The sequence below is a fragment of the Bacillus sp. ME78 genome, from assembly GCF_903970865.1.
Lineage (GTDB): Bacteria > Bacillota > Bacilli > Bacillales > Bacillaceae_G > Bacillus_A > Bacillus_A cereus.
Window position 1 is genome coordinate 1 of record NZ_CAJCKK010000052.1, and the last position, 15,768, is coordinate 15,768.

Here is a 15,768-nt window from a genome sequence, read left to right on the forward strand (position 1 = left end):
AAACTCTCCAATAAAGTTAGTTTGTCTAGCATCTAAAAATAAAAATTGACGTTTCACGTTGTTTGTTTCGTTCAGTTTTCAAAGAACTACTTGGTCGCTCATTTGCGACTTCCTTATGTTAACATTTCTATTTTGTAATGTCAACTAAGTTTTTCATTTCGATTGCCGCTTTCGACGTTGTTGTCATCAGCGACTCGTATAATACTACACCTCTAAACTCTAATCGTCAATATATTTTTCTAAAAAAAATATAAAAAGACTTATTTCTTTTTAAAATAAGCCTTTTTATCATGTAGCACGCTATCGTTTATTATTTTTCTATAATAGGTAAAGAGACGATAAATCGAATAATACCCTCCTCATATTCAGCTCGAATACTACCACCTTGTAACTCAACAATACTTTTCGCAATCGCAAGCCCGAGTCCAGAACCTTCTGTTACTCTACTTCGAGATTGATCCTTCTTATAGAAACGTTCAAACAAATTCGCTAACTCTTCTCTCGTAAACTCTTCACTATGATTCGCAATTACAATTTGTATATCCCTGCGCTGCCTTTGAAGAGAAACTTTTATCTCCCCATCATCTTTACTATACTTAATCGCATTCATTAGTAAATTATCAAATACACGAACCATCTTTTCCGAATCAATCGATGCATAAGCACGTTCCTCAGGAAACTTCTTAACAAACGTAAGTCCATGCTCTTCCGCCTGCGGTACTAATTCTTCTATTAATTGCTCGAGTAACTCATTCATACAAACTTCTTGTTTTTCTAATACAACTTGTTCATTTGTTAACTTCGTATACTCAAATAAATCTTCTATTAAATTCTTTAGCTGCTCCGACTTTGCAAAAGCAATTCTCGTATACTCATCATGTTGTTCTTGATTTTCATATTTAGAATCTCTAAGTAATCGCAAGTAACCCATAATAGAAGTCAGCGGTGTACGTAAATCATGAGATACATTGGTAATAAGCTCATTTTTCTGCTTTTCTAATTTACGCTCTTTTTCTATATTATTCATAAGCTCTTCCGCCATATTATTAATATTCTCAGTTAAAGACGCAATCTCATCTTCACCTTTCTTCTCAATGCGGTACGCTAAGTTTCCTTTTTCTATTTCCTTTACACCTTCTGCCATTGCTTCAATCTGCTTCATCTTTCTCTTTGTTATATAGAAGAAAGAGAAGATGAATACAAGGACACCAATTAAAAATGGGAATGGTCCTTCTACTTTATAATACACTACCTCCCCTTGAGGAATCCCGCTTACAAACATATATAAGTTCTTACCTTCAATTGTAATAGGCGAGAATGTAATAAACTCTTTTCTTGATCTTTCAATATCATTATTATTTGAATAATTGATAGCAAATGAAGTCGCATTACGAATTGTATTATGCAAATTAATTTGTTCTTCTTGCGCTTGCTTCGTTTTATACAAAACTTTACCATTTTCGTCAGTAACTAATATTTTAAAGGCATCATGCCCTTGCTCTAAATTCTCATTTTCTAGTTCTATCATATTTTGTACAGCATCTAATTTATTTTCAGCAACCATCATTTCCGCTGTACTTTGAGCTTTACGATTAATTTGCTCCATACCATCTCTGTAATTAATCTCAGCATGCTGGCTAGCATCTTCAAAAATAGGTGCTACTATCTTCGTTGATACAAAGAGACCTAATAACGCACAAGCAGTAAACGCCGTAATAAGTTGAATCCTTATACTCCGTTTCACGCTCTTTATTATCTTTCCAATTAATTCTCGAATTTTCCTAACATAAGTAAACGGATTAAATATCTTTTTCAATCTTATACCCCACTCCCCATACTGTTTTTATATATCTAGGCTTCCTTGGATTCTCCTCAATCTTTTCACGTACTTTTCGAATATGCACCATTACAGTATTATCAGACTGGAAAGATCGTTCGTTCCACACCTTTTCATAAATTTGCTCCGCACTAAACACCATACCTGGATTTCTAGCTAGCAATTCTAAAATTGAAAATTCCCTCGGGGTTAGTTTCACTTCTTCTCCCTCTACAATAACTTTATGGGTCGAGATATTTATTTTCATCTCTCCAATTTCTAGCTCGTCCTCATTTTGAATAGCAAAACCATTCATTTTCATATAACGGCGTAACTGAGATTTAATTCGTGCAATTAACTCTAATGGATTAAAGGGCTTCGTTACGTAATCATCTGCTCCTGTTGTTAATCCTAAAATCTTATCCATATCTTGCGTTTTCGCAGAAAGCATAATAATAGGCATCTCTTTCGATTCTCTTACTTTCATACACATATGAATACCATCTACTTTCGGCATCATAATATCTAATACGACTAGATGCACTTCATTTTCTTCCAGTAAACGTAGCCCTTCTTCTCCGTCCCCTGCTTGCAATACTTTATATCCTTCATTCTTTAAATAGATTGTAATTAAATTCCGAATTTCTTTTTCATCATCTACGACAAGTATTGTTTCGTGTGCCACAATATCTCCCCCATCACTTTTTTAATCCCTAACTTCTATTATAGAAAAACTTCTGAAGAAAAACGCTCGGAAATCCTTAAGTTTTTCTGAAGACGCAAAAAAGGTCTAGACTCCCCTTAAGTCTAGACCTTTGAAAAAACCCCTTTTATTTACGAACGTAGATGAAATATAGTACGAATAAAACTCCCATAACATACATAATCGGATGAACCTCTTTACGACGACCACTCACAACCATTGTAATTGGATAGAAGATAAATCCAATCGCAATCCCAGTTGCGATACTATACGTAAGTGGCATAGAGATAATTGTAAAGAATGCTGGCACTGCAATCTCGAATTTCTTCCAATCAATTTCCCCTAAAGAAGAAACCATCAAGATTCCTACAATAATTAAAGCTGGTGCCGTTACAGCTGGCGTTACAACACTTAGTAATGGCGAGAAGAATAGTGCCAGTAAGAAGAATCCTGCTGTTACAACTGCTGTAAATCCAGAACGTCCTCCTGCTGCTACCCCTGCAGAAGACTCAATGTAAGACGTTGTTGTTGATGTACCCAAGATTGCACCAATTACAGTTGCAATCGCATCTGCAAATAATGCTTTTCCTGCACGTGGTAATTTATTGTTCTTCATTAATCCAGCTTGATTCGCAACCGCTACAAGCGTACCTGCTGTATCAAAGAAATCGATAAAGAAGAACGTTATAATAACAATCCCCATTTGAACTGTAAAAATATCTCCGAAGTGCGTTAACGCCACGCCGAACGTTGGTTCTAGACTCGGTATTGCTCCCACTACAGCTTTCGGAGTATCAATTAATCCTGTTGCCACTCCTAAAATCGCTGTAAGAATCATACCGTAAAATACTGCACCATTAACTTTCTTAATCATAAAGATGATTGTCGTAACAACCCCGAAGATTGCTAGTAACGTTGTGCCCTTTGTTAAGTCCCCCAACCCAACAAGAACAGCATCATTTTTCACGATAATTCCAGCATTTTGGAATCCAAGGAATGCAATGAACAATCCGATACCTGCTGCTACTGCAAACTTTAACTCCGATGGAATTGCATTAATGATTTTTTCACGAATACCTGAAGCAGTAAGAATAATAAAGATAATACCTGACATTAATGTTCCGGCAATGGCCGTTTGCCACGGAATACCCATCGTTAACACTGCTGTATAAGCAAAGAACGCGTTAATTCCCATACCTGGCGCTAAAGCAATTGGATACTTCGCGAAAATACCCATAATTAACGAACCGATTGCTGCCGCTAATGCCGTAGCAACGAATACTGCACCTGGATCCATCCCTGTACCTGCTGGTAACCCTTTAACATTTCCAAGCGACAGCGTAGCAGGATTGACAAACAGTACGTAAGCCATAGATAGAAATGTTGTTAACCCCGCTATGAACTCAGTCTTATAATTCGTACCGAGCTCATCAAATTGAAAATAGCGTTTCATCCTACGTTTCCCCCGTTATATGATTACTCGCCGTAATCTCCCTAGCCCTCTTTTATCTATTAAAAATAAAAAAGGCTTCCATTGCATATACATGGAAGCGTTCTATGAATAAAGACAAGTTTCCCCTCATCTTTATCTAAACGCCTCGTAGTCAAGCCATTTACGGTAGCTAGGTAGAAACTTTCGGGCCATATCCCCGATATTATACGACGGCATAATATTCACTTTTCGTTTGAATTACATACTCATATTAACTCTTGAATGTATTTTTGTCAATTTAAAAGCGAACGTTTTTATAAATTTTTATATTTTCGTTCGTATTAACAACGAAAACAAAAAGATCCATCTATTCATGAATGATAGATGGATCTTTTTTATTACAATACTATTCCCACTCAATAGTTGCTGGTGGCTTACTCGTTACATCATACACGATACGGTTAACGTGTTTTACTTCGTTTACGATACGAACAGAGATTTTCTCTAGTACGTCCCAAGGGATACGTGCCCAGTCAGCTGTCATACCGTCAATAGATGTTACTGCACGGATACCTACTGTGTAATCGTAAGTACGCTCGTCACCCATAACACCTACGCTACGCATACCAGGAAGCGCAGTGAAGTATTGCCAGATTTCACGGTCTAAGCCCGCTTTAATAATTTCTTCACGTAAAATCGCATCAGATTCACGAACGATTTCTAATTTCTCTTCTGTGATTTCACCTAATACACGAATACCAAGACCCGGTCCTGGGAATGGTTGACGCCATACGATTTCATCAGGAATTCCTAGTTCAGATCCTAATACACGTACTTCATCTTTAAATAACGTGTTTAAAGGCTCAATTAATTTGAACTGCATGTCTTCTGGAAGTCCACCAACGTTATGGTGAGATTTAATTGTTTGTGCAGTTGCTGTACCACTTTCAACGATATCTGTGTAAAGTGTACCTTGTGCTAAGAAGTCCATACCTTGTAATTTTGACGCTTCATCATCAAATACGTAAATGAATTCGTTACCGATGATTTTACGTTTTTGTTCTGGATCTTCTACACCTTTTAACTTGTTCATGAAGCGTTCTTGTGCATCCACTTTAATAACGTTCATATGGAAGCCTTCGCTAAATGTTTTCATAACGCCTTCTGCTTCACCTTTACGAAGTAAACCGTGGTCAACGAAAATACATGTTAACTGATCGCCGATTGCTTTATGAATTAATACTGCTACAACAGAAGAGTCTACGCCGCCACTAAGTGCACATAGTACTTTTTTGTCTCCAACAGTTTCACGAATCTTTTCTAATTCTACTTCGATAAAGTTCTCCATGTTCCATCCTTCAGAACAACCACATACGCCGAATACGAAGTTTTTAATTAAATCGTTACCGTGCTCAGAGTGACGTACTTCTGGGTGGAATTGTACACCGTATAAGTTTTTCGCTTCATTGCTCATACCAGCAATTGGGCAAGACTCACTTGTTGCGTCTACTACGAATCCTTCAGGTAAACCAGTTACTAAGTCGCCATGGCTCATCCATACAACTTGCTCTTCTGGAAGGTTCGCATATAATTTTGATTCGTTCTCTACTTTAAGAACAGCTTTTCCGTACTCACGGTGGTTGGCACGCTCTACTTTACCACCGAAGTGTTGTGTCATAAGCTGCATACCGTAACAGATACCGAAGATCGGTAAATCTAGTTCGAAGATTTTTTCATCACAATGTAATGCACCTTCACCGTATACGCTATTTGGTCCACCAGAGAAAATAATCCCTTTTGGATTCATTGCTTTAATTTCTTCTGCAGTAATTGTATGTGGATGAAGTTCACTGTATACACCGAACTCACGAATTCGACGTGCTATTAACTGATTGTATTGACTTCCAAAATCTAAAACGATAATTGTATCGTGTTGTTTCTTCAAAATAATCACCCCAACGTTAGTTCTCGTATATAAATATTTTCACCAATTTGGCGAAAAGCATTACCAATATAATAAAAAAAGCCAGTCCTCCGCCTCTAGTCTCATAACAAAGAAAAGGCAGGGGTCTGGCTTTATAAAGAAAGATAGTCTCCGCTCTTTATAAATATAAGACACACTGCCTTCATAGTCAGGTTGTTTACGGTAACCCGGTAGAGACTCTCAAACCATATCATTGAGGATATATGAAGGATCGTTTTATATTATCTTCCTAGATTCTAACAATGAAGTATCAATATGGTCAAGAGAGAAAGCGACAAAATTCTACAGAAATTCATTTCCTTTTCTAAAAAACATAAAAAAACATCCATTTCTATATAGAAATGGATGTTTTTTAGGGCAAACGGAATTACATCATTCCGCCCATACCGCCCATGCCCATGCCGCCCATGTCAGGCATTGCTGGTGCATTTGGCTCTGGCTTGTCAGCTACTACAGCTTCAGTTGTTAAGAACATAGCTGCAACAGATGCTGCGTTTTGAAGTGCAGAACGAGTTACTTTAGCTGGATCTACGATACCAGACTCAAGCATGTTAACCCATTCGCCAGTAGCTGCGTTGAAACCAACGCCTACTTTTTCGCCTTTTAGACGCTCTACAACTACAGATCCTTCTAGACCAGCGTTGATTGCGATTTGACGAACTGGCTCTTCTAGTGCGCGAAGTACGATGTTGATACCTGTTGCTTCGTCGCCTTCAGCTACGATAGAAGCTACTTTCGTGTATACGTTCATAAGTGAAGTACCACCACCTGCAACGATACCTTCTTCTACTGCTGCACGAGTTGAGTTAAGTGCATCTTCAATGCGAAGTTTGCGCTCTTTCAACTCAGTTTCAGTTGCTGCACCTACTTTAATTACCGCTACGCCACCTGCTAGTTTAGCAAGACGCTCTTGTAATTTTTCACGATCGAATTCAGAAGTTGTTTCTTCTAATTGCGCACGAATTTGACCGATGCGAGCTGCGATTTGCTCTGTATTTCCAATACCTTCAACTACAGTTGTGTTTTCTTTTGTAACAACAACTTTACCAGCGCGTCCTAAAGATTCAACTGTAGCAGATTTTAAGTCACGACCTAATTCTTCAGTGATTACTTCGCCACCAGTTAAGATTGCGATATCTTCTAGCATTGCTTTACGACGGTCACCAAATCCAGGAGCTTTAACAGCTACTACATTGAATGTACCACGAAGTTTGTTCACTACTAATGTAGCTAAAGCTTCGCCTTCTACATCTTCAGCAATGATAAGAAGTGGTTTACCTTGTTGTACCACTTGCTCTAATACTGGTAAGATTTCTTGAATGTTAGAAATCTTTTTGTCAGTAATTAAGATATATGGGTTATCAAGAACTGCTTCCATTTTGTCAGAATCAGTAATCATGTAAGGAGATGCATATCCACGATCAAATTGCATACCTTCTACTACGTCTAATTCTGTTGTGAATCCTTTAGACTCTTCTAAAGTAATAACGCCGTCGTTACCAACGCGCTCCATTGCTTCAGCGATTAATTGACCTACTTCTTCGTCAGCTGCAGAAATAGCAGCTACTTGTGCGATAGAAGATTTGCCTTCGATTGGTTTAGAAATCGTTTTTAATTCTTCAATTGCAGCAGTAACAGCTTTTTCGATACCTTTACGAAGACCCATTGGGTTAGCACCAGCTGTTACGTTTTTAAGACCTTCACGAATCATAGCTTGCGCTAATACAGTTGCAGTTGTTGTTCCGTCACCAGCTACATCATTTGTTTTGCTAGCAACTTCTGCTACTAATTTTGCACCCATGTTTTCGAATGCATCTTCTAATTCGATTTCTTTTGCGATTGTTACACCATCATTTGTAATAAGTGGTGAACCGAATTTTTTCTCAAGTACAACGTTACGACCTTTTGGTCCAAGTGTTACTTTTACTGCGTTTGCAAGAGTGTCGACACCGCGAAGCATCGAACGACGTGCTTCTTCACTAAATTTAATATCTTTTGCCATAATAATTGACCCCCTTGGATTTTTTAAGATTTATATAATTAACCGATAACTGCTAAAATGTCACTTTCACGTAAAATCAAGTAGTCTGTACCTTCATATTTCACTTCAGTACCTGCATATTTTGAGAAGATGATAAGATCACCTGCTGCTACCTCTAAAGCAACACGCTCACCATTTTCAAGCACTCGACCAGTACCTACTGCAACAACTTTACCCTCTTGTGGTTTTTCTTTTGCGGTATCTGGTAATACGATACCACTTGCTGTTTTTTCTTCTGCTTGAACAAGCTCAATTACAACGCGATCACCTAATGGCTTTAGCATGAACAATAACCTCCTCATTTTGTTATGTAAATTTTATTTATTAGCACTCAAGTCATCCGAGTGCTAACACACTTATAATAATAAATAATCTCAATTTCTTTTGCAAGTAAAAAAATCATAATTTTTTCGCAAATTACTATATAAACTTTCTATATAGAATACTGCCTTTACTATATGAATCGTTGTTTCCCCAACTCGTATGTTACAATATGAAAGACACCCTAAGTTGTTTTCGCTAAACGCACAACTTTTTCCTGTCTCTTACTTCAATTTCAAATATGTATTTACAAAAAAATCATAATTCGGATGAAAGTTTATATCGTAGATAACATATTTACATGTTATCCTACCTCATCTCATACACTAGAGTTAGAAAGGATGGTTAAACCATTTGAAGAAACAATACTGGTGGATTATCGTTACATACATTTTAATGCAGTTATCTGGCGTTGTTGGATTACCACTTCTCCTAAAAACAGGCCTCTATGATAATAGAGGATTTACCATTGAAGAAAAAGGACAAATTATAACGGGACACTGGGCAATCATTAGCTTCTTTATTGCATTATGTATCGTGCTTTGGTTACTTAGAACAGACATTCGTGACAGGCATTTAGATCCAATGCGCTCTTCTGTTCCAGCTACTATTGGATGGATTTTCATCGGGTTCTTCTTAGCAATCATCTCACAATCCATTGCAGGTATGATTGAAATGTATGTATTTGGGGTTCCACGTGGATCTGAGAATACAGACAGACTGATGGACATCGCAAGAACGATACCTTGGTTCCTTATTGTTGTATCTATAATTGGACCTATCTTAGAAGAAATCGTATTTAGAAAAATTTTATTTGGTACACTTTATAAGAAGTTTAACTTCTTTATCGCAGCTATCATTAGTTCGCTTGTATTCGCAGCAATTCATTTTGATTTTACTCACTTATTGGTATACACTGCTATGGGGCTCGTATTCGCCTTCTTATATGTGAAGACGAAGCGTATTATCGTTCCGATTGCAGCTCATGTTGCGATGAATACATTAGTCGCTATTGGGCAAATTTTTATGAGCAATGAGCGAATTCAAGAAATGATTAAAGAAGCTGAAAAAATGCAAGGCTTTATCGGAGGATTTTTTGTATGAGAAACTCACCATTGTTCATGGCTGCACTATACTTCCTTCTTGGATGTATCTTTACACGCTTCGCCATTACGAACGTAACAGATACAATCTGGAATGTGTGGACAATACTATTTGCAGTTATGGCAACAATTGATTTTAATTTGGCACTTCGCCTTATATTAGTTAAATTCACAAAGAAGAAACAATAATAAAACGCAGAGGTCGCTTCCTCTGCGTTTTATTGTGGATAGTTTTTCAAAAAGTAAACTAATGTTTGTAACTCTACAGCTAAATCAATATGATGAATTCTAATATTCTCTGATACGTTTAATCGCGCTGGTGTGAAATTCAAAATACCATGCACGCTCGTTTCAGCTAATCTATCTGCTACAGCTTGTGCTACTGTAGCCGGTACTGTTAATATTGCCACTTGTATATCATTTGATAATCTCTCTTCTAATTCATCTAAATGGTATACAGGAATGCCCCCGATTTCTGTTCCAACTTTCTCTTCACTAACATCAAATGCCATTTCAATTTTTGTATTATTGTTTTTCGTGAAATTATAATGTAAGAAAGCGGTCCCTAAATTACCTACTCCAATAAGTGCTACACGCGTTATATCATCTTGATCAAGTGTTTCGCGGAAAAATGATAATAAATAATTTACGTTATATCCATATCCCTTTTTCCCTAACGCTCCAAAATACGAAAAATCTCTTCGTATTGTTGCGGAATCTACTTTTACCGCTTCACTCAATTCGGCCGATGAAACACGCTGCTTACCAGAAAGAGATAAGTTTTGGATAAATCGATAGTATAGAGGCAATCTTTTAGCAGTGGCTTGTGGAATCTTTTGCTGATCCATATGACCTCTCCTCTCTTCCTATCTTTATTCATATACTTTAATCAAATACAGAAGTTTAGCACTCATTAAATTCCTTGTATAATAAAGAGAAGAAGTATTCTCTCTTATTTTAAACTATACACTATTTTTAGTATGATTGAGAAATATAAACATGGCAAAGTTAAGAAATTATTTGAGGTGAAAACATTGATTTTATTACAAGTAAATGGACTTTCGAAATTATACGGTGCAGAAACAATTCTTGCAAACATAAAATTAGAAGTACAAACAAAAGATCGTATCGCATTAGTTGGAAGGAATGGAGCTGGAAAATCTACATTATTAAAAATTATCGCTGGTGAATTATCACATGATGGTGGCGAAATTATAAAACCGAAAGATGTCTCAATCGGGTATTTAGCTCAAAATACCGGCCTAGAAACGTCTTTAACAATTTGGGATGAAATGCTAACCGTCTTTACCCACTTACAGCAAATGGAGACAAAACTTCGAAGGCTTGAGCAAGAAATGGGAAAAGAAGAAAACTTTTCAAACGAAGCTATATATGAAAGATTGTTAGCTGATTATGACCAATTGCAACTCAATTATAAAGATCAAGGTGGATATCAATATGAAGCGGATATTCGCTCCATTTTAAGCGGCCTTGGCTTCCCAGTTGAAACGCACCAGACGACGATTTCTACTTTAAGCGGTGGGCAAAAAACAAGATTAGCTCTCGGAAAATTATTATTAACAAAACCAGACTTACTTATTTTGGACGAGCCTACAAACCATTTAGACATCGAAACATTAACATGGCTTGAGCAATATTTACAAGGTTATCCTGGCGCAATATTAATCGTTTCACATGACCGTTATTTCTTAGACAAACTTGTTACACAAGTATATGAAATCTCGAATAAAGAAAGCAGACGATTTGTTGGTAACTACAGTAAATATTTAGACTTAAAATCAGCATTATATGAGCAAGAAAGGAAACGTTACGAAAAACAACAAGATGAAATCGCAAAACTTGAGGACTTCGTTCAAAAGAATATAGCTCGCGCCTCTACAACGAAACGTGCTCAAAGTCGCCGTAAACAACTAGACAGAATGGAATTATTAACGAGACCATTAGGGGATTCTAAGTCAGCATCATTCCACTTCGATATTGAAAAGCAAAGTGGAAATGATGTTTTACAAGTAAAGGATGCAACCATTGGCTATGATGAGGACCCTATAATTGAAAACGTAACTATGCGCTTAACTCGCGGAGATAGTGTTGCTTTAGTTGGTCCAAACGGAATTGGGAAATCCACATTATTAAAATCTATTGTGAATAAGTTACCACTATTAAATGGTGATGTTTCTTTCGGATCAAATGTATCTGTTGGTTATTATGATCAAGAACAAGCAAACTTAACATCTTCTAAACGGGTTTTAAATGAACTATGGGATGAATATCCACTGCAACCTGAAAAAGAAATCCGTACTATACTCGGGAACTTTTTATTTACAGGAGATGATGTACTGAAACCAGTATCTTCCCTTAGTGGTGGACAAAAAGCTCGATTAGCTCTTGCGAAACTTATGATGCAAAAGTCAAATTTATTAATTCTGGATGAGCCTACGAACCACCTTGATTTAAATAGTAAAGAGATTTTAGAGAATGCTTTAATTGATTATCCAGGGACTCTTCTATTTGTCTCACATGATCGCTACTTCATTAACCGTGTAACAACGACTGTGGTTGAGTTATCAACAGAAGGTGCACAGGAATATTTAGGGGATTACGATTACTATGTGGAGAAGAAAAATGAAATGATTGAACGCGCAGCATTTGAACAACTTGAACAGCAAGAAAATCAGGCACCTGTTCAAAAAACTGTAGCTCAAGAAAAATTAAATTATCTCGAAGAAAAAGAGCGTAAACAATTAGAACGTCAACGCACTCGAAAAATTGAAGAACTAGAACAAAACATCGTAAACTTAGAAGAAGAAATTGCTACGTTAGAAGATCAACTTTGCTTACCAGAAATATATGCAGATTATGAAAAAGCGAGTGAAATTACAACTAAAAAACAAACGCTACAAGAACAACTTGAAACTTGTATGGCAGAGTGGGAAGAGCTGCATGTATAAGAGTATTTAAATAAGGAAGATGTCTCATCAGTCATGATTTTTGACTATGTGACATCTTTTTTCTTTAAGTACATAAATAATTTTTTGAATATATCAATGGTAACTCGGAATATATCAACCAATTTTCAAATACATCTATTGTCACCCTATATATATAAACGATTCGACACGAAATATCGATTTACCGACAAGGATTGACAATATCAGCACCCTCTATAATAGAAGGATATTTCAAAATGTTTTTCAGGGATATCTTCTTACTTTTTATTTCCCGAAAAACAATATATTCAAAGGTCAGACTTCATCTAGTTTATCCACAAACTTATACACATATCCACCTTTATAAAATAGCTAACAAAACAACTTTTCCACATTATCCACAACTAACAAAAAAGATATCAACAATTTATATACACAACAAAACCCACATTATCAACAGATAATATGGGTTTTATCCACAAGCTGTGGTTAATTATGTGCATAACTATGCTTCAATATCTAATCCTGGATTCGCATTTAAGGCTAATGTTGCACGCTTGCCTTGTTCATACGCAATTGTCCCTGCCGCTGCAATCATTGCTGCATTATCTGTGCATAAAGATAGCGGTGGAATAATTAGTTCAATGTTTTCTTTTTGTGCAAATTCTTCTTCTAATCGCGCACGAAGTCCTTTATTAGCAGCTACTCCACCAGCAAGAAGTAATTGCTTTACATTATAAGCTTCTGCTGCACGAGCTGCTTTCGTTACAAGTACATCTATTACACTTTCTTGGAAACTTGCCGCTAAATCTTCTGGTTTAATTTCTATACCACGTTGTTTCGCGTTATGCACAGTGTTGATAACTGCTGATTTCAATCCACTAAAGCTAAAATCATATGAATTCGGTTCTAGCCATGCACGAGGCAAATCAATTGTTGGTTCTCCTTCATGTGCAAGACGATCAATATGCGGACCACCTGGATATGGCATAGATAACGTACGAGCTACTTTATCATATGCTTCTCCAGCTGCATCATCTCGCGTTTCACCAATTACTTCAAATGAACCATGTTCTTTCATATAAACAAGTTCTGTATGCCCACCAGATACAACAAGTGATAATAGCGGGAATTGAACTTCTTTTACTAAACGGTTCGCATAAATATGACCTGCAATATGATGAACACCGACTAGCGGAATATCATGTGCAAAAGCTACTGCCTTCGCTGCATTTACCCCAATTAGAAGTGCTCCTACTAAACCAGGCCCTTCTGTTACAGCAATTGCATCAATATCATCAAATGTGATATTTGCTTCTTTTAAAGCTTCTTCTAACACAACTGTAATTTCTTCTACATGATGACGGGATGCAATCTCTGGTACAACCCCGCCAAAACGTTTATGACTTTCGATTTGTGATGCAACGACATTCGCAATAATTTCCGTTCCATTTTTAACAACCGCTACCGCTGTTTCATCACAGCTTGTTTCAATCCCAAGTATAATCGTATTTTTTCCCATTATATATTCACCCACATTACAAGACCATCTTCCTGATTGTCTGCATAGTATCGTTTACGAATTCCACCATTTTGAAATCCATATTTTTTGTACAACTGCTTTGCTACTTCATTTGATACACGTACTTCAAGCGTCATTGTTTTTACCCCTAGTTCTTTCGCTTCTGAAATAACTGCTTTCAATAAGGCATCTCCTAATTTTTGACCTCGGTATTCTGGCAAAATAGCTATATTTGTTATATGTGATTCATCAATAATTATCCACAATCCACAATATCCGATTACACGACCATCTTTTTCTAACACAATATAATGTGCATGTTCATTCATCGTTAATTCACGGTGAAAGGCATCTGCAGTCCAAGGAGTTGAAAAAGACACTTCTTCAATAGCTACAATTTGAGCAATATCATCAAGTTCCATCTTTCTAAATATCATATCCATCTTCTGCAAGGCCCCTACTTGTTTTGACTTTCTAACCACTTTGTTTCAGCTTCAGCTAAACGAAGATAGCTCGGAACAAACGTATGCACATCTTGTTCTTCTTTTTGTAACCCTAAGAATGCTAGCTCACTTGGTCTTGGATTATTTTTAGTAAACGGAGCGAATACAGCTTGATCACCTAAATGTTCTATAATTATTTCTTTATGCAATTTAACATCATTACCGATAAATAAAACAGGCTGTCCTTTATCTTTTAACATTTGCAACCAGTCCACAATAAGAATAATTCGGTCTTCTTCTATTGAAGTTAACTGCTCTCCTTCATATGTATATAATCCAGTATAGATTTGCCCACGTCTTCCATCAAATAAAGGACAAATTAATCCATTAAAGTTAACACCGTTTGCAGCTACTACCTCTAAACTTGATACACCTACAATTGGTATTTGAAGTGACCAAGCTAATGTTTTTGCCGCTGTCACGCCTATGCGAACACCTGTATATGATCCAGGTCCAGCAGCTACTACGATTTTAGTTAATTCCTTCGGTTTTACACCACATTCTTTTAACAGTTGCTCTACAGCTGGCATAAGACGTACAGAATGGTTTTTCGTCAAATTTGTAATGATTTCCCCAATCACGTTTCCTTCCTCAATAAGGGATACACCCATTACGTAATTTGAAGTATCAATTGCTAGTACTTTCATCTTGTAATAGCTCCTCACATAATCTAATATAGCGATCTCCAATTGGCTCGAGTATAATTTTTCTTGTGTCATCTCCCGCATGGAATAAACTAATTTGTAACTTTTCATTCGGTAAATATGCTTCTATTAAATGAGCCCATTCCACTACCGTAATTCCTTCACCGTAGAAATACTCATCAAAGCCTAAGTCCTCTTCGCTTTCTGCTAAGCGATACACATCCATATGATATAGTGGTAATCTTCCTTTATATTCTTTAATAATATTAAAGGTAGGACTATTTACAACTCTTTTCACTCCAAGACCTTTTGCTAGCCCCTTTGTAAAAGTCGTCTTCCCAGCTCCAAGATCTCCTTCTAAAATAATTACATCTTGTGCCTCTACGAGTTCACCTAGTTTTTCTGATAACCTTTGTGTTTCCGCAGAAGATTTTGTTGTTACTTCATATTTGCTCACAGACTTCACCTACTTTACTCACAATGTTCTCTGCTCTTTATTATACAGGTTTTGAATATATAAAAAAGTCCTTAGGAGTTGTCCTAAGGATAGTTTGACTGTCTTTATTAGTTTTTTGTTAAAACAAATAAAAAAATACGAAACAATTTGTTTCGTTCTTTTCTTTATATAAAATGGCGGTCCCGACCGGGGTCGAACCGGCGATCTCCTGCGTGACAGGCAGGCATGTTAACCACTACACCACGGGACCATTTGGTTGCGGGGACAGGATTTGAACCTGCGACCTTCGGGTTA

General features: G+C 36.8%; 14 protein-coding genes, 1 tRNA gene and 2 riboswitches. Of the genes, 3 read left to right on the plus strand and 12 right to left on the minus strand.

Annotation, left to right across the window (positions count from 1 at the left end):
• Positions 1 to 310 precede the first annotated feature (310 nt).
• From H6481_RS27310 to groES, 6 genes are all read right to left on the minus strand, one after another.
• Positions 311 to 1,816, minus strand: a complete 1,506-nt coding sequence (locus H6481_RS27310; protein WP_016513331.1) for a HAMP domain-containing sensor histidine kinase — start codon at positions 1,814 to 1,816, stop codon at positions 311 to 313.
• On the minus strand, positions 1,800 to 2,501 hold the full coding sequence (locus tag H6481_RS27315) for a response regulator transcription factor (protein ID WP_000929891.1): 702 nt from the start codon (positions 2,499 to 2,501) through the stop codon (positions 1,800 to 1,802). The genes H6481_RS27310 and H6481_RS27315 overlap by 17 nt, the downstream gene beginning before the upstream one ends.
• 145 nt (positions 2,502 to 2,646) lie before the next feature.
• Entirely contained in the window at positions 2,647 to 3,972 is a 1,326-nt protein-coding gene (locus H6481_RS27320) for an NCS2 family permease (protein ID WP_000833096.1), read from the minus strand.
• A gap of 128 nt (positions 3,973 to 4,100) precedes the next feature.
• Positions 4,101 to 4,202, minus strand: a riboswitch (purine riboswitch).
• 155 nt (positions 4,203 to 4,357) lie between these two features.
• Positions 4,358 to 5,899: a glutamine-hydrolyzing GMP synthase gene (gene guaA, locus H6481_RS27325; protein WP_182813712.1), complete on the minus strand. Its 1,542-nt coding sequence runs from the start codon at positions 5,897 to 5,899 to the stop codon at positions 4,358 to 4,360.
• A 161-nt stretch (positions 5,900 to 6,060) separates the two neighbouring features.
• A riboswitch (purine riboswitch) is annotated at positions 6,061 to 6,162 on the minus strand.
• Between the two features lie 140 nt (positions 6,163 to 6,302).
• Positions 6,303 to 7,937, minus strand: a complete 1,635-nt coding sequence (gene groL / locus H6481_RS27330; protein ID WP_001029992.1) for a chaperonin GroEL — start codon at positions 7,935 to 7,937, stop codon at positions 6,303 to 6,305.
• Between the two features lie 38 nt (positions 7,938 to 7,975).
• On the minus strand, positions 7,976 to 8,260 hold the full coding sequence (groES, locus tag H6481_RS27335) for a co-chaperone GroES (RefSeq protein ID WP_000917311.1): 285 nt from the start codon (positions 8,258 to 8,260) through the stop codon (positions 7,976 to 7,978).
• 391 nt (positions 8,261 to 8,651) lie between these two features.
• Here groES and H6481_RS27340 point away from each other — a divergent pair, with 391 nt between their 5' ends.
• The gene (locus H6481_RS27340; protein WP_071730385.1) at positions 8,652 to 9,401 is read left to right on the plus strand and encodes a CPBP family intramembrane glutamic endopeptidase; all 750 of its coding nucleotides are present in this window, start codon (positions 8,652 to 8,654) and stop codon (positions 9,399 to 9,401) included.
• Positions 9,398 to 9,589: a YdiK family protein gene (locus H6481_RS27345; RefSeq protein WP_001246204.1), complete on the plus strand. Its 192-nt coding sequence runs from the start codon at positions 9,398 to 9,400 to the stop codon at positions 9,587 to 9,589. Before H6481_RS27340 ends, H6481_RS27345 begins: the two co-directional genes overlap by 4 nt.
• Before the next feature lie 29 nt (positions 9,590 to 9,618).
• Here the strand turns inward: H6481_RS27345 and H6481_RS27350 are convergent, their stop codons facing one another.
• Complete coding sequence (locus H6481_RS27350) at positions 9,619 to 10,248, minus strand: redox-sensing transcriptional repressor Rex (protein WP_000372699.1); 630 nt, start codon at positions 10,246 to 10,248, stop codon at positions 9,619 to 9,621.
• Between the two features lie 186 nt (positions 10,249 to 10,434).
• Between H6481_RS27350 and H6481_RS27355 the strand changes: the two genes are divergently transcribed.
• Positions 10,435 to 12,369, plus strand: coding sequence for an ABC-F family ATP-binding cassette domain-containing protein (locus tag H6481_RS27355; RefSeq protein ID WP_220464106.1), 1,935 nt, complete (start codon positions 10,435 to 10,437; stop codon positions 12,367 to 12,369).
• A 484-nt stretch (positions 12,370 to 12,853) separates the two neighbouring features.
• On the opposite strand, the gene tsaD is transcribed toward H6481_RS27355, so the two are convergent.
• The 5 genes from tsaD to H6481_RS27380 all read right to left on the minus strand — a co-directional run bounded on the left by tsaD (position 12,854) and on the right by H6481_RS27380 (position 15,724).
• Positions 12,854 to 13,870 (minus strand): tRNA (adenosine(37)-N6)-threonylcarbamoyltransferase complex transferase subunit TsaD, encoded by a 1,017-nt coding sequence (tsaD, locus tag H6481_RS27360; RefSeq protein ID WP_086406025.1) that lies wholly within the window; start codon positions 13,868 to 13,870, stop codon positions 12,854 to 12,856.
• Positions 13,870 to 14,313, minus strand: coding sequence for a ribosomal protein S18-alanine N-acetyltransferase (gene rimI, locus H6481_RS27365; protein WP_000367207.1), 444 nt, complete (start codon positions 14,311 to 14,313; stop codon positions 13,870 to 13,872). The genes tsaD and rimI overlap by 1 nt, the downstream gene beginning before the upstream one ends.
• Positions 14,314 to 14,327: 14 nt before the next feature.
• Positions 14,328 to 15,020, minus strand: coding sequence for a tRNA (adenosine(37)-N6)-threonylcarbamoyltransferase complex dimerization subunit type 1 TsaB (gene tsaB / locus H6481_RS27370; RefSeq protein WP_023520858.1), 693 nt, complete (start codon positions 15,018 to 15,020; stop codon positions 14,328 to 14,330).
• On the minus strand, positions 15,001 to 15,474 hold the full coding sequence (gene tsaE / locus H6481_RS27375) for a tRNA (adenosine(37)-N6)-threonylcarbamoyltransferase complex ATPase subunit type 1 TsaE (protein WP_000049640.1): 474 nt from the start codon (positions 15,472 to 15,474) through the stop codon (positions 15,001 to 15,003). Before tsaE ends, tsaB begins: the two co-directional genes overlap by 20 nt.
• Positions 15,475 to 15,648: 174 nt before the next feature.
• A tRNA-Asp gene (locus tag H6481_RS27380) sits at positions 15,649 to 15,724 on the minus strand.
• Positions 15,725 to 15,768: the final 44 nt, after the last annotated feature.

What these genes read in the sequence shown, in the direction of transcription:
- H6481_RS27320 (WP_000833096.1), bottom strand. Translation starts at nt 3,972, where the DNA reads ATGAAACGCTATTTTCAATTTGATGAGCTCGGTACGAATTATAAGACT.
- H6481_RS27350 (WP_000372699.1), bottom strand. Translation starts at nt 10,248, where the DNA reads ATGGATCAGCAAAAGATTCCACAAGCCACTGCTAAAAGATTGCCTCTA.
- tsaB (WP_023520858.1), bottom strand. Translation starts at nt 15,020, where the DNA reads ATGAAAGTACTAGCAATTGATACTTCAAATTACGTAATGGGTGTATCC.
- rimI (WP_000367207.1), bottom strand. Translation starts at nt 14,313, where the DNA reads ATGGATATGATATTTAGAAAGATGGAACTTGATGATATTGCTCAAATT.
- H6481_RS27345 (WP_001246204.1), top strand. Translation starts at nt 9,398, where the DNA reads ATGAGAAACTCACCATTGTTCATGGCTGCACTATACTTCCTTCTTGGA.
- tsaD (WP_086406025.1), bottom strand. Translation starts at nt 13,870, where the DNA reads ATGGGAAAAAATACGATTATACTTGGGATTGAAACAAGCTGTGATGAA.
- groL (WP_001029992.1), bottom strand. Translation starts at nt 7,937, where the DNA reads ATGGCAAAAGATATTAAATTTAGTGAAGAAGCACGTCGTTCGATGCTT.
- groES (WP_000917311.1), bottom strand. Translation starts at nt 8,260, where the DNA reads ATGCTAAAGCCATTAGGTGATCGCGTTGTAATTGAGCTTGTTCAAGCA.